13 protein-coding genes and 1 tRNA gene are annotated in these 14,151 nt (G+C 66.7%); 9 read left to right on the top strand and 5 right to left on the bottom strand.

Annotation, left to right across the window (positions count from 1 at the left end; all coding sequences use genetic code 11):
• Nucleotides 1–19: 19 nt before the first annotated feature.
• Nucleotides 20–631 carry a trimeric intracellular cation channel family protein gene (locus tag ALI144C_RS02665; RefSeq protein WP_076985380.1) on the bottom strand — a complete coding sequence of 204 codons (612 nt, stop codon included), beginning with the start codon at nucleotides 629–631 and terminating at the stop codon, nucleotides 20–22.
• Between the two features lie 75 nt (nucleotides 632–706).
• On the opposite strand from ALI144C_RS02665, the gene ALI144C_RS02660 reads away from it, so the two are divergent.
• The gene (locus ALI144C_RS02660; RefSeq protein ID WP_237773929.1) at nucleotides 707–1,678 is read left to right on the top strand and encodes an SGNH/GDSL hydrolase family protein; all 972 of its coding nucleotides are present in this window, start codon (nucleotides 707–709) and stop codon (nucleotides 1,676–1,678) included.
• A 15-nt stretch (nucleotides 1,679–1,693) separates the two neighbouring features.
• On the top strand, nucleotides 1,694–2,338 hold the full coding sequence (locus ALI144C_RS02655; protein ID WP_076985378.1) for a histidine phosphatase family protein: 645 nt from the start codon (nucleotides 1,694–1,696) through the stop codon (nucleotides 2,336–2,338).
• On the opposite strand, the gene mrf is transcribed toward ALI144C_RS02655, so the two are convergent.
• Entirely contained in the window at nucleotides 2,328–3,467 is a 1,140-nt protein-coding gene (gene mrf, locus ALI144C_RS02650) for a ribosome hibernation factor-recruiting GTPase MRF (RefSeq protein ID WP_076985377.1), read from the bottom strand. The two genes, ALI144C_RS02655 and mrf, sit on opposite strands and share 11 nt — an antisense overlap.
• 65 nt (nucleotides 3,468–3,532) lie before the next feature.
• On the opposite strand from mrf, the gene rpmB reads away from it, so the two are divergent.
• The 4 genes from rpmB to ALI144C_RS02630 all read left to right on the top strand — a co-directional run bounded on the left by rpmB (nucleotide 3,533) and on the right by ALI144C_RS02630 (nucleotide 5,773).
• The gene (gene rpmB, locus ALI144C_RS02645) at nucleotides 3,533–3,769 is read left to right on the top strand and encodes a 50S ribosomal protein L28 (RefSeq protein WP_076985376.1); all 237 of its coding nucleotides are present in this window, start codon (nucleotides 3,533–3,535) and stop codon (nucleotides 3,767–3,769) included.
• Complete coding sequence (rpmG, locus tag ALI144C_RS02640) at nucleotides 3,769–3,933, top strand: 50S ribosomal protein L33 (protein ID WP_076985375.1); 165 nt, start codon at nucleotides 3,769–3,771, stop codon at nucleotides 3,931–3,933. The genes rpmB and rpmG overlap by 1 nt, the downstream gene beginning before the upstream one ends.
• Nucleotides 3,934–3,936: 3 nt before the next feature.
• Nucleotides 3,937–4,173, top strand: a complete 237-nt coding sequence (gene rpsR, locus ALI144C_RS02635) for a 30S ribosomal protein S18 (protein ID WP_076985374.1) — start codon at nucleotides 3,937–3,939, stop codon at nucleotides 4,171–4,173.
• A gap of 115 nt (nucleotides 4,174–4,288) precedes the next feature.
• Complete coding sequence (locus ALI144C_RS02630; protein ID WP_076985373.1) at nucleotides 4,289–5,773, top strand: GGDEF domain-containing protein; 1,485 nt, start codon at nucleotides 4,289–4,291, stop codon at nucleotides 5,771–5,773.
• On the opposite strand, the gene ALI144C_RS02625 is transcribed toward ALI144C_RS02630, so the two are convergent.
• Nucleotides 5,749–6,396, bottom strand: coding sequence for a response regulator (locus ALI144C_RS02625; protein WP_054288402.1), 648 nt, complete (start codon nucleotides 6,394–6,396; stop codon nucleotides 5,749–5,751). The two genes, ALI144C_RS02630 and ALI144C_RS02625, sit on opposite strands and share 25 nt — an antisense overlap.
• 226 nt (nucleotides 6,397–6,622) lie before the next feature.
• Between ALI144C_RS02625 and ALI144C_RS02620 the strand changes: the two genes are divergently transcribed.
• A complete protein-coding gene (locus ALI144C_RS02620; RefSeq protein ID WP_076985372.1) occupies nucleotides 6,623–9,847 on the top strand; it encodes a penicillin acylase family protein in 3,225 nt (1,074 codons plus the stop codon).
• Between the two features lie 180 nt (nucleotides 9,848–10,027).
• A tRNA-Arg gene (locus ALI144C_RS02615) sits at nucleotides 10,028–10,100 on the top strand.
• Between the two features lie 1,633 nt (nucleotides 10,101–11,733).
• Here the strand turns inward: ALI144C_RS02615 and ALI144C_RS56570 are convergent.
• On the bottom strand, nucleotides 11,734–11,874 hold the full coding sequence (locus ALI144C_RS56570) for a hypothetical protein (RefSeq protein ID WP_202818833.1): 141 nt from the start codon (nucleotides 11,872–11,874) through the stop codon (nucleotides 11,734–11,736).
• Nucleotides 11,875–12,124: 250 nt separating this feature from the next.
• Here ALI144C_RS56570 and ALI144C_RS02610 point away from each other — a divergent pair, with 250 nt between their 5' ends.
• Nucleotides 12,125–12,622 (top strand): hypothetical protein, encoded by a 498-nt coding sequence (locus ALI144C_RS02610; protein WP_143230357.1) that lies wholly within the window; start codon nucleotides 12,125–12,127, stop codon nucleotides 12,620–12,622.
• Between the two features lie 321 nt (nucleotides 12,623–12,943).
• On the opposite strand, the gene ALI144C_RS55230 is transcribed toward ALI144C_RS02610, so the two are convergent.
• A complete protein-coding gene (locus ALI144C_RS55230; RefSeq protein WP_076985370.1) occupies nucleotides 12,944–13,540 on the bottom strand; it encodes a hypothetical protein in 597 nt (198 codons plus the stop codon).
• Nucleotides 13,541–14,151: the final 611 nt, after the last annotated feature.

Raw genomic sequence — 14,151 nt, 5'->3', positions numbered from 1 at the left:
TGCCTGAGAAAAGCGCTGATCAGGTGCTCAGACCGCGTGCCACGGGCGCGTTCCACCTGCGCCAGAGCGCGATCAAGCGAATGGTCACGATTAGGGCAGCGCCCACGATGGCGGTCGGCGCGGCCGGGAATCCGAACCGGGCGCCGAGCACGACCACCACTCCACCGGCCAACGCGGCGAGCGCGTAGATCTCCTTGCGCAGCACCATCGGGATCTCCCTGAGCAGCACGTCACGCAAGGCGCCGCCACCGATTCCGGTGGTCATCCCGATCAGGCACGCGGTGTACGACGGCACGCCGTGCGCGAGCGCGGTCGCCGTACCCGACACCGTGAACAAACCCAACCCGACGGCGTCGGCGAGCAGCACGCCCCGCCGCAGCTTCGCGAACTGCGGGTGCAGCCAGAACACCACGAGCGACGTGACAACCGGCACGAGCAGGTACCGCCAGTCCCGCAGGGTCGCCGGCGGGTGGATGCCCAGCAGCACGTCCCGGATGATCCCGCCGCCGAGCGCGGTGGTGATGCCGAGCACGACGACGCCGAAGGTGTCCAGCCTGGCCCGCACCCCGGCGAGGGCACCCGATGTGGCGAACACCGCGATCCCCAGCAAGTCGAGAACTACCAAGAGCATGGCAAGTCAGTCTAAATAGCTCCGACCGGGCGACTGACCTGGACAAACAGGCCGAGCCGGTGATGGAGTGTGACCGTGAAAACACTGCGCGTGATCATGGTGACCCTACTCGCGTTCCTGCTGGTGACGCCGGTCGCCAATGCCACACCCCGCTACCACCGATACGTCGCACTCGGCGACTCCTACACCTCCGGTCCCGGCATCCTGTGGCCACGGCTGGACCGGCTCGCGTGCTACACCTCGACGAACAACTACCCCGCGCTGCTGGCCGACAACCTCGGGCTGCGGTCGTACACCGACGGCAGCTGCGGCGGCGCGGACACCACGAACATGCTCACCCCGCAGACCCCGCCGTTGCCGTTCGGCACGCACCCGGCGCAGTTCAGCTTCCTGCGCCCGGACACCGACCTGGTCACGATCGGCATAGGCGGCAACGACTTCGGCGTGTTCGGCCAGCTCACCAGCAAATGCCCCGAGCTGCGGCCGACCGACCCGGGCGGGTCGCCGTGCCGCTCGTTCCACGTGGTGGACGGCGTGGACACGATGAAGCAGAAGGTGGCCATGACCGGCGACCGGGTCCGCGCGGTGCTCGCGGGCGTGCACGAACGCTCCCCTTCGGCGAAGGTGCTGCTGGTCGGCTACCCCAGGATCGCGCCGCCGCGAGGAAACTGCCCGAGCGTGCTCCCGATCGCCGACGGCGACCTGCGCTGGCTCGACGACGTCGAGCAGGCGCTCAACTCGGCGCTGGCCAAGGCGGCCGCCGACGACGGGCGAACGACATTCGTCGACATGTACCCGGCGTCGCTGGGCCACGACGCCTGCGCCGGCCGCGCCGCGTGGATCCAGGGCAAGGACAACAACCTGTTCACGGCCATCCAGTACCACCCGTTCAAGTCCGGAATGGTCGGTGTGGCCAACCAGATCAGCAAGGTGCTCGGCGTACGCGGCGGGGCGCACGAGCGCGCGGTCCCACGTTCGGTGGACAAGGCCGTCGTGGGTGACGCGTCGACCGTGACCCTCCTCACTCGGTCGGGTCATGGCCGGTGACGGCACGATGAAGAGGTGCGGATCATTCTCCTGCGGCACGCCGAGAGCCTGGGCAACGTCGACGAGCTGGCGTACTGCCGTATCCCCGACCACGCCTTGCCGCTGACCACGAAAGGCGAGGAGCAGGCTCGCGCCGCCGGCCCGGTCGTGCGCGAGCTGCTCGGGCCCGGTCCGGTGGCGGTCTATGTCAGCCCGTACGTGCGAACGCAGCGCACGTTGCAACTGCTGGACCTCGACGACATGGTTACCAGGACCGTCGCCGAGCCGCGGCTGCGCGAACAGGACTGGGGAAACCTGCAGGACCCGGTTGAGCAGGAGATCCAGAAGCTCAAACGGCACGAGTTCGGGCACTTCTTCTACCGGCTCGAGCACGGCGAGTCGGGCGCGGACGTGGACGACCGGGTGGCCGCGTTCCTCGCCGAGCTCAAGGACCGGATGAAGGAGGACCACGACCACCCGGACACCGTCCTGCTGGTGACGCACGGGCTGACGATGCGACTGCTGTGCAGGCGGGCGTTCTCGTGGAGCATCGACCTGTTCGAGTCACTGTCCAATCCGAACCAGGTCGACCCGCGGATCCTCACGCTGGCGCACGGGAAGTGGAGCCTTGACCGGCCGTTCCCGCAATGGCGCCCGTCGCCCGACGGCACTACTCAATAGCCACCAAGGGATCCGGGTACCGAAGCCAGGCTTTCTCTCCCTCGGCCAGTTCCTCGTCGGTCAGCAGCGCCGCCTCCAGCGCGGCGGTGAGCTCGTCCGGGAGCGCCTGGTGGGCGACGATCGTCAACTCCTGCGCGCGGTCGCCGAACCTCGGGTGCCACTCCAGCGAGGCCTTCACCGTCCGTTGCGGACACTCAGCTCGCCAGTCGTCCATTGTGGCCAGCCACGGCCCGCCGTGGCCGATCCGCAGCGCGCCACCGGCCGACTCGAACCACAGCGCCACATCCGGCTGACTGGCCAGCCAGAACCGGCCGCGGACCCGTACGACACCCTCGAGCAGCACACCGATCGCTTCGTGCAGGCGGTGCGGGTGGAACGGCCGCCGGTCCGCGAACACCGTCAACGACACGCCGCAGTCGGACTCCAGCGGCGGCTGTCCATAAAGGAGTGGGTCGAACCAGCGGTCGACCCTGCCGCGCCGCGCTCCCCGCGGCAGGTCGCACAGCGCGTGCACGGCGTTGGCGAAGGAAACCCGCTTCGCGCGTGGCGCGATCCTGGTCAGCACGGCGGAAGTACGGGCCGTGGTCCACGCGTCGGTCCATGTTTCCGTGTCCGCACCGGCGAGCACGATCGCGTCGGCGAACTCGGCCTGGCCGACGGCGACCTGCGCGACAGTCCGGTCATCCCCTTCCGCTACGCCGAATCCACGTTCCGCCAGTTCCTCGTCTCCCGTCGCATCGGCCAGCCAAGTGGCCTGGTCGACGACGGTGACCACGCCGACCACTTGGACCGGGATCGATCGCAGCGCCCAGCAGACCGGTTCCGGCTCGATGGTCGGGTCGAGGTGCAGCACGATCCGGCGCACACCGTCCGATTCGGCCAGTTTCGCCAGCAACGGCACCAAGTCCTCGCGCAGAGTGCAGGAGACGCAACCGTGTGCGAGCTCCAGCCGGTCGACGCGCTCACTTTCGGCCGACTTCTGCCTGCGCACAACGAAACCCCTGGCGATGTCGCGCAGATCGTGGTGCACGACAACGCTCCCGGCCTCAGAATGCATCAGCCTCGCCGCCACCGCCGCCGCTTGCCGCCGCGGCAGACCAGCCACGACCACCAGTCCAACCCGTGACATGCCACTCCTTTCGACGGTCGCCATGCTATCGTAATTGAAAACGACTGTCATTTTCAGGAGGGCTGATGTCCGCGATCTGCCAGGTCACCGGGCGCAAACCCGGGTTCGGCAACCAGGTCTCGCACTCGCACAAGCGCACGAAACGGCGCTGGGACCCGAACGTGCAACGGCGTCACTACTGGCTGCCGTCGGAAGGGCGGCGGATCACGCTGACGGTGTCGTCGAAGGGCATCAAAACCATCGACCGCAAGGGAATCGAGGCGGTCGTGGCGCGGCTGCGCCGGGCAGGGGTGCGCGTCTGATGGCCCGCAACGACATCAGGCCGATCGTCAAGCTCAGGTCCACGGCGGGTACCGGGTACACATATGTGACCCGCAAGAACCGCCGCAACGATCCCGATCGGATGGTGCTGCGCAAGTACGACCCGGTCGCCCGGCGGCACGTCGACTTCCGCGAGGAGCGCTGACTTTTGCGACACACGCGTAGGAATGACCGCCGCAGGGAGAACATCCTGCTCCGCGAGGGCTTGTCCACAGTAGATTGGAAGGACGCGGCCCTGCTGCGCGAGTTCATCTCCGACCGAGGCAAGATCAGGTCACGCCGGGTCACGGGACTGACCCCCTGCCAGCAACGTGAAGTTGCCACGGCAATCAAGAACGCGCGGGAGATGGCCTTGTTGCCCTACCCGTCACCCAGTCGGCGTTAGTCCGAAAGAGTTATAGATCAAACGCGTTATCTGCTCGTTGTGCCAGTCCAGTGGCAATCGCGGGTAATCTCGGCCTCGGGGATACGAGGGGCTACACAGGTTGCCGAGGCCGGGTTTGGACCACAACGAGCAGGACGAGGCTGGCGAAATCCTCCGGGAAGACCGGGAGATCTACGTCTTGCTGGGCACCGACCAGCTCGCCGAGGCCGCGACCCGGTTCGACAAGTCGCTCGAGGCCATGCCCGCCGAAGCGGACACCTGGTCACGAGCCGCGATCCTGACCGGGCGCGCGGTCATCGCGTGGCGGCTCGGCCGGATCCCGCTCGCTCTCGAACTGGCCGCGGAGGGCTGGGCGGACATCGACAGCGAGCCGCCGTCCGGCGCCCGCGCGGCGAACGCGATGGGTCAACTCGGCTACCTGCTCAACAGCATCGGACACCTCCGCGCCGCCGAGCCGATGCTGCGCGCGGCCCTGAGTACCGCGCGAACCAGCGACAACGTTGTCGAACTGGGTGTGGCGTTGCAGCGTCTCGGCGGAGGGCTCACGTTGTGGGCGATGAACCTGCCGCCCGCACAGGCGATGCCGATGTTCACCGAGGGACGAGCCCTGCTCGCCGAAGGCCTGGCGCTGGACAGGATCTCCCCGCAGACCAGCCGGTCGCTGCTCGGCGCGTACAGCTCGGCCCTGGTGGGCTGCGGGGAGTTCGCGGCAGGTGAGAAGGCCGCGTTCGAGACGGTCGAAGTGGGACGGGCCGCGGGCGACCGCTGGTGTATCGCGGTCGGCAACTGGGTGCTGTCCATCGTGCGCAGGCTGCAGGGCGATCTCGTCGAAGCGCGGACGTACGCCAGCAACGCGCTCCGGCAAATCGAGATGATCAACGACGTGCCGTTGGTGCAACGGTTCTCCGCCGACCTGGCGGACATCTGCGCGCAGCTCAACGACTTCGCGGGCGAGGCGACGGCGCTGCGGCGCAACGTGCGGGCCCGTACCACCGCGATGTCCATCATGCAGGAAGGCCTCGGCCTGGCGTTGGAGCAGCGGCGGTTCGCCATCCAGTCCCAACGCCTCGCCACGGTGGCGCAGGAAGCGGCCGTCCGGGACCCGCTGACCGGTCTGACCAACCGCCTCGGTCTGGAACGCAAAGCCCCCGAAGTGCTCGCCAACGCGGCGGCGGCAGGCGCCACGCCGTGGCTCATCGTGATCGACGTCGACTGGTTCAAGGAGATCAACGACGACGCCGGGCACGCCGTCGGCGACAGCGCGCTGCGGGAGATCGCGGAGTTGCTGCGCGGCGAGTGCCGGACAGGCGATCTGGTGGCGCGGTGGGCGGGCGACGAGTTCATCATCCTGCTCGTCGGGGAGGGTCAGCTGGGGCTGGCCGTGGCCGAGCGGATCAGGGCGGCCGTGGACAGCCACGACTGGCGCTCACGGCTCGGCGCGGCACGGCGCCCCACCGTGAGCATCGGCGTGGCCAGTGGCCGCGGCAGCCTCGAGCACCTCTTCGCCGCCGCGGACACAGCCCTCTACCTGGCCAAACGAAACGGTCGCAACCGGGTCGAGTGGCCGGACCTCGATCAGGCGATGAGCCCGCCGCGGTAGGCGACCAGCGCTGCCTGAACGCGGTTGACCGCGCCGATCTTGCCCAGCACGGCGGAGACGTACCCCTTGACGGTTGCCTCGGACAGGTGCAGTGCGCTGCCGATCTCGGCGTTGGACAGGCCCTGGCCGATCAGGCCGACGACCTCCCGTTCCCGTTCCGAGAGCGATGCCAGCAGACGCCTGGCCGGTTCCGCGGCGCGTTCGCCGTCCGCGACCTGTGAGAGCACCCGGGCCGCGACGCCCGGGTCGAGCACAGCGCCGCCTGCCGCCAGATCACGGACCGCGCGAACCAGCACAGCCGGTTCGGTGTCCTTGAGCAGGAAGCCGCTCGCGCCGATGCGCAGCGCTTCCGTGACGTACTCGTCCACGTCGAACGTGGTGAGCATGGCGACCTTCGGGGGTTCCGGCAGGGCACGCAGCCTGCGCAGCGCGAACAGACCGTCCGCGGAGCGCATCCGGATGTCCAGCAGGGCCACGTGCGGCCGGTGCTGTCTGGCGAGGTCGGCCACGTGCAGACCGTCATCGGTCTCGGCGACCACCTCGATGTCCCCCGCGCTGGTCAGGATCGTTCGAAGTCCCGAACGGACGAGGTCCTCGTCGTCCGCGAGCATCACCTTGATCACCTTGGAGCCTCCCCGGTCGGGTCCTGCGCAGCCGGTTCAGGCGACGGCGCCGGAGTCCAATGGCCCTTTTTCTCACCCAATAGGCTGAAGGTCAATCCCTAACGTGTCACATTTGTCTACTGAGTGATCGTAGCTGGTAGCAGACGGTTAAAAGTGAAGCTCTTTCGCAATAGACCTACTCGGGGGTAACGTGGCCTGCGTCACGCATTGAGAGGAGCCCCCTGCAATGACGCGTGGACGCCTACTCGCCGCCTTGTCCGCCATCGCCACCGTCGCCGGACTCGTCGCCGCCGCGCCGTCCGGAAACGCGGAACCCCAGGTGGAGGCGGCCCCCATCGACTTCTGCCTTGGCCAGTGCGGTGACGTTCTGCCACCGGGAGCCAACGGCAACGCCACGCTGGCCGACATCCTCGCGCACAAGGTGCTCGGCACCAGACCAGCGCATTCGTCCGACCAATTGGCCAAGTACGACACCCTCGCGTCCGGTTACAGCACGCTCACGACCGAGAAAATCGGACAGTTCTTCAACGACGCCTCATTCGGCGTCCCGGCGGGTCAGGTGGAGAGCACCACCAAGCCGCGCGCGGACGTGACGATCGTGCGTGACAAGCAGCTGGGCCTGCCCCACGTCACCGGCACGACCAGGGCGGGCACGATGTTCGGCGCCGGGTACGCCGCGGCGCAGGACCGGCTCTGGCTGATGGACCTGTTCCGCCGGGTGGGACGTGGCCAACTGACCCCGTTCGCGGGTGGCGCCGCGGCCAACCGTGAACTGGAACAGGGCTTCTTCCGCTCGGCCCCGTACAACGAGGCCGAGCTTCAGGCCCAGGTTGACCGGGCAGCCGCGTCCAGTCCAAAGGGCGCGCAGGCGCTGGCGGACGCGCGCGCGTACCTCGACGGCATCAACCTCTACATCCAGCAGTCGCACAGCGGCCGCTACTTCCCCGGCGAATACGTGCTGACCGGACACGTCGACGCGATCACCAACGCGGGCAGGATCGACCCGTTCAGCCTGCCTGACCTGGTCATCCTCGCGTCCGTGGTCGGCGCTCAGTTCGGTGGCGGCGGTGGCGGCGAAGTGCGGTCGGCGATCACGCGGATGGCGTTCCACGAGCGGTACGGCGTGGCCGACGGCGAAAAGGCCTGGCAGGCGTTCCGGTCGCAGAACGACCCGGAGACGGTCAACACGCTGCACAACGGCCAGAGCTTCCCGTACGCCCAGTCACCCGCGAACCCCGCGGGCGTGGCCATGCCCGACAAGGGTTCGGTGACATCGCAGCAGCTGGTGTTCGACCCCACTGGCTCGGCCGCCACCGCGTCGGCGGCGCCGGTGAAGGTCGCGGCACCCGAGCAGCTGGAACCGGCGCGTGGCGTGTTCGATGACGGTGTTCTGCCAGGCAACCTGGTGAGCGAGAAGCACGGCATGTCCAACGCGCTGGTGGTGTCCGGCCAGCACACCGCGAGCGGCAACCCGGTCGCGGTGTTCGGCCCGCAAACCGGCTACTTCGCCCCGCAACTGCTGGTCCTGCAGGAGCTGCAGGGGCCGGGCATCAGCGCACGCGGCGCGTCGTTCGCCGGCATCAGCTTCTACGTGCTGCTCGGGCGTGGCCAGGACTACTCGTGGAGTGCGACGACCTCGGCGCAGGACATCATCGACACGTACGCGGTGGAACTGTGCGACCCGACCGGGAAGCCGCCGACCAAGGACTCGACGCACTACATGTTCCGCGGTCAGTGCACGCCGATCGAGACGATCGAGCGCAAGAACGCGTGGAAACCGACGGTCGCCGACGGCACGCCGGAAGGGTCGTACCGCCTGGTCGCGTTCCGCACGGCGTACGGCCCCATCACGCACCGCGCGACCGTCGGCGGCAAGCCGGTGGCGTACACGAGCCTGCGGTCGACGTACCAGCACGAGATCGAGTCGATCATCGGTTTCCAGGAGTTCAACGACCCGGGCGCGATCACCTCGGCGCAGGACTTCCAGCGCGCGGCGGCGCACGTGAACTACACGTTCAACTGGTTCTACGTGGACTCGAAGGACACGGCGTACTTCAACTCCGGCGCGAACCCGTCCCGTAAAGCCAATGTGGACCCGAACATGCCGGTATGGGCGACACCGGCCTACGAGTGGAACGGCTGGGTCCCAGCGACGAACAGCGCGACCTACACCCCGTACGAACAACACCCACAAGCCGTGAACCAGGACTACTTCATCTCCTGGAACAACGGACAAGCAAAGGACTACGCCAACGCAGGCTACGAAAAGAGCGCGGTGCACCGCGGCGACCTCCTGGACAGCCGAGTCCGCGCGCTGATCTCCGGCGGGAAGAAGGTCACCCGCGTCAACCTGACACAGGCCATGGCGGACGCCGCCCTGGCCGACCTGCGCGCCGAACGCGTGTTGCCATACCTGCTACGGGTCCTGGAAAGCCAGCCCATCACCGACCCCGGCCTCGCCAACGCGGTGGCGTCGTTGAAGACCTGGATGAACAGTGGCTCGCTGCGCAAGGAAACCGCGCAGAGCAGCCACAAGTACGCGAACGCGGACGCGATAAAGATCCTCGACGCATGGTGGCCGCTGCTGGTGCGCGCCCAGTTCCAACCAGGCCTCGGCGACTCGGCGTACAACGCGCTGGTGTCCACCATAGGAATCAACGAGTCCCCCTCCGGATTCCAAAATGGACAACCAGACTTCCACTCCGGCCAGCCGCACAAGGGGTCGTCGTTCCAGTCGGGCTGGTGGGGCTACGTCCAGAAAGACCTCCGAGCGGTGCTGGAAGACCAGGTGGCAGGCCCGTTGGCGCAGAAGTACTGCGGCGGCGGAACAGTGGCCGGATGCAGGCAAGTGCTGACGACAACGCTGACCCAAGCGGTAGCGGCCCCGCTGAACCAGGTGTACCCAGGCGACGGCAACTGCGCAGCGGGTGACCAGTGGTGCGCGGACACAGTGATCCAAAACCCGCTGGGCGGAATAACCCACGACAAGATCACCTGGCAGAACCGCCCGACATTCCAGCAAGTAGTGGAATTCCCGGCCCGAAGGGGCCAGAACATCGCCAACCTCGCCCTCGCCAGAGCAGCGACGGCGACAAGCGCGGAAACCGGCGCATACCCGTCCCCAGCTCGCAACGCGGTCGACGGAAACCAGGCAACCCGCTGGGCAAGCGACTGGAGCGACAACCAGTCCCTCACAGTGGACCTGGGTACAACGCAGCAGGTGGCCCGCGCGGTGATCCACTGGGAGGCGGCGTACGGAAAGGCCTACCGCCTGGAAGCGTCAACGGACGGAAGCACCTGGCAACCGGTCCACGCGACAACCACAGGAGACGGCGGCCTGGACACAGCGGTCTGGCCCCCAACCCAAGCCCGATATATACGATTCGTCGGAATCCAACGGAGAACGAAGTGGGGCTACAGCATCTACGAGCTGCAGCTCTACGCCCACTGACAACCCCACCAGGCGCCCCCAGGAACCCCCAGCCCCGGGGGCGCCACCCCGCGCAGACGGGGATGTGCGCCAACTCGATGGCGACCACCCGTATGATCAGACCTGCGCCGGATCCGGCGCAGGCAGGCGGTCCCACCCCGCCGAAGCTCGCGGTCAAATGGCCGCTACGCTGAAGAGCAAGCCCTCGTAGCTCAGGGGATAGAGCATCGGTTTCCTAAACCGTGTGTCGCAGGTTCGATTCCTGCCGGGGGCACTCGTCTTTCACCGGGCGAGATACGGTCCTTGACCTGCGCAAACAGGTCAAGGACCGTATGCCCAAGTGAATCAGTAGTCGATCTTGCCAGTCACGCGTGACATGGAATGTGGCATCCACGCGATCTGGAGTGGTCTCGCCAGCGCCCCTCACACGAGAGGCCTGAACTGCGTGACCGAGTACAGCAATGATCAGTTGACATACACAACGACCTGCACCAGGCGAAACAACCTGGCCAGGCGGTGTCCGCCCCACAGGAACCCGCTCCAGGCGTGGCACGACGTGACGAGCGCCCGATCCCTCACCCAGCTCGCGGCCGAACGCCTCCTGCAGGCCATACACCAGCACGAATGTTCATCGCGCCGACCGAACGCGGCGGCGACAGCCCACGTCACGCGTCGTCGAAGAAATGTTGTCACCCCTCGAACGCCAGGGGAAGATCCAACTTCAGCACCCGCGTTGAGTCCACAGTAGATGTGGCATATCTGTCTGAACTGCTCGCGGCACGCTCCTTTCAATCAACAACTCGGCGATTCCCCAACAACCGAGAGGAATGCCCTGTGAAAGCAACTACTCGGCCGCGTACCAGCAAGTCGCGTCGTCGCGGCCACATCGGCATGTTGCCCAGCGGATCCCTCCGAGTACGAGTCCAAGCCGGTACCGACCCGATCACCCACCGTCCCCACTACCTATCAGAAACCATCCCAGCAGGCCCCTCCGCCGAGCGCGAAGCACAGCGGGTTGCAGCGACTAATCGACCACATCGATCAACAACGGCGCCCCCAGCCCAACATCACCCTCAACCAGCTAATCAACCAACACATCGCCAGCCTGCACGCCAGCGTCACCACCACAGCCGGTTACTGCGGACGGTAACCACACGCGCCCCCAGGTGGTGGGATGACGTCTCGTCCTGGACGGGGTCGAGCCTGTCCCGTCAGTACCCGGCACACCCCACACGTTTCGTGAGAACGAAACCGTACCGGTACGTTCCCGGATTCGACTGTCCCCAAAGACGCGGAATGGGTACGCCGTCGCCCGACAATGGTCGGAACGCTCGCCTGCACCCGATGTACGACCGGCAACAAGTGCTACGACTCCTGGGATCACGTGGAAAGCTTCGGCACGCAGGTCGCGATGGTGTGCAGTTTTCCCGACGCTGGCCTCCGGCAGGGCGCTGAGGTGTACCTGCGGCACGTTGTGGGCCGCCGCGGCAGCGATCCGGACCTCGTGCGCAACATCCAGGACGCGCTCGACCGCTTCGACGGTGCGAACTCCCGCGACACAGCCGCGCCTTCCATTTCGACCTCGCAGCAGATCCTGCAACGACCTGCGCGCGGCGGGCGCGCGGAGTGCGACTGCGACGACTACGAGCTGCCGAACTACCACCACGTCCATGATGTCGAGGAGCTTCCGCGCGAACGGCGCACTGACCACCACATCGTCGTTCACGGCTTCGCCGTCCGGCTCTCCGGCAGCATCGACACCTGCTGGGTGTTCTTCCACCATCTCGAGCCTGCGCTGGCCTTTGGCCGGGCCGGACGGATGTCCAGTGTCGACATCCGCACTCAAGCGATGGCTGGCCGGTGTCAGCGCGGATTCCTCACACTTTCGCCCCACCTGACGTCCCCGGCTATCCCAAGGCCACCGAGGCCTTGCGCCAGTTGCAGACGCTGCTGGAGTGGCCGACCACAGCACGGTGCGCACCGAGCCGCCTTTGCCGCACGCGGGCGTGTTCCTCGTCCAGGCGCAGGTCGAGGTCCTCGATGTACATCCCGCACACCTCACTGGCACGGGAACCGTGGGGGAGCGGCATGACGACTGCAAACTGGGAAGGCCCAGTCGGCAGCGGCGATCGCAACGACCTGCCACCCATGGTGAAGCCATTCCCCCAGGACGCTTCACCCGAGGCAGCGGTGGACTCAACGTCGGACCCGGATTACGAGCCTCCGCGACCGTCGAAGGATCCGTTCGACGAGATACCGGACAGTCGCCGAACCCAACGCCACCAGCCGATACCCCCAGTGCCCACGGTGACCTACCTGGCCGACGGCAGCCATCACAAGGAAGTCCAGGCCGCGCTGGAGAAATTGCTGGACGCCTTCGGCTTCGACGTCAACTCCCGCGGACCGCACGTCCTCGGATCGGTTTTCCAGAAGACGCAGTTCCGTCTGCGCAAGGCCCTGACCTCCGACCAGATCACCGAACGGCTGCTGAAGATCGAGCGTGGCATCGAACTTCAACTGGTGGGCAAGGCGCAGGCCGATGTCGACGCTCTGCAAGGCGATGCCGTCGCGAAGCTGCTGACCGCACTGAAGGACGAGCCGACCGCGCTGATCCAGATCGGCTCATTGCTGCTGATCAAAGCCGACGGCGTCCCGGTGGTCCGGAACCTCACCCAGGAGGAACTGCGTTACCTCGAACGCAATCCACGACTGCTGGAGCAGCCAGCCTCGATCCTTCGTCGCCTCGCTGAGGCGTCTCAGCCGCAGCCCGCCCTGCCCCCGGCGAACGTCTCGTAGGCCTGGCTGCGCGGTATCGCGGCCTGGCCCCACGCCGTGCACAACGCGAGCACCAGCAGCACGAGCACCCCGACGCCGCCGCACCGGCCAGCGTAGGTCGACGTTATCCCGCAACCCGCCCAGCCGGGTTCGCGGACTACGCCGCTCAGATGTCAGCCATAGGCTGACAAATATGTCAGCTGTAGCCCTACCAGAACGAGACCGGCGGCCGCCCGCGCCCGGCGCGCACCGACTGCGGCACCACCTGACCCGCTTACGGGTCCACAAACCGTTGTACACAGCGAAAGGGTGGCTTGCCTTCCCCCGAGGCAAGCCACCCCTTCAGTGCGATCGATCGTCAGCCCTGCGTGCGTGAACGACGGCGAAGCATGAACGCACCCGCCCCACCAGCGGCCAGCACACCGGCTCCACCCAGTACGAACAACCCCGTGTTCGGACCCTGCTCCCGCACCGGAGCAGCGGTGTCCACGTCACCTCACCTGTGTTCGCCGCACCCTTCGGCTTCACCGCCACCTGACCGGCCTCCGGCTTGGCCGGAGCGGGCTTGCCGGTTGTCGGCTTCGACGGCTGCTGCTGAACGGGCTCGATCTCGATCTGAACGTGCTGCTTGGTGTCGCCGCAATCGAACCTAACCTGGTAAATGCCCGGCTTGACATTCTTCCCGACCTTGGCATTGGCACTGATGTCGCCCATGTTGTTCCTGCGGACAAGAGTGATGGCGTGCGGCTCAAGCTCGTTGGAATAGGCCATCGCCTTGTCCGCATGACAGATACCGCTCAGCTCGACCGCTCCACCGGGTACCGCGTGCTTGCTGAAGTAGAGCTTCGCGTCGCCACTGTCGGCATGCGCCACGGGTCCCGCCATGAAAAGACCGACAACACCGACGCTGATCGCACCGAAAAGAACGGGCCTCAGCATCTGAAATATCCCCCTGCAGCTCTTCTGCCTGTTCGCTGTTCGCACTGAAGACGCGCCGGGCACCGGCCATTTGCTCCCGGTTGACAGGGAAAAATAAGGGAACTTCTCAGCAACCTCGAGGGCGGCCGCGCGTCTTTCCACAGCTGCGCACGCACGCGATCAACGCTTCCGCTATCTCGGCGTGTGGTCGATGCACCCGCCTCGCGCGCGTCCCCACTCGATCTGATGGGCGATTTGCCCGTATCGCTGGTAGAGCGTCTGCAGGCTTGCCGGACATCGGCCGGGACGAGTTGTTCCGGTTCTTCACGCTGAGGCCTGCTGATCTGGCGTTCGTGGATCCAGGCCGGGGGCGTGGTCCGGCGGACCGGTTGGACTGATGACGCAGTCGCCCCCGGCAACGGTCATGACAACACTGTGGGCGAGCCGCGCAATCTCCTTGCGATCACGCACCTCGACGAAACCGCGTGCTCACTGGCAACAATTCATGGGCCCACACCCCCACGATCCCGCGCCAGGCTGTCAATCGGGCTCGTTCGGCACCACGGACCCTCGGCGTCACCCAGCCCAGCCCACACCAATTTTGTCCGTTCACCACACCTGTCCGCCAGGAC

This window comes from Actinosynnema sp. ALI-1.44 (assembly GCF_001984155.1).
Lineage (GTDB): Bacteria > Actinomycetota > Actinomycetes > Mycobacteriales > Pseudonocardiaceae > Kibdelosporangium.
This window is presented reverse-complemented; position numbering and strand designations above follow the sequence as displayed.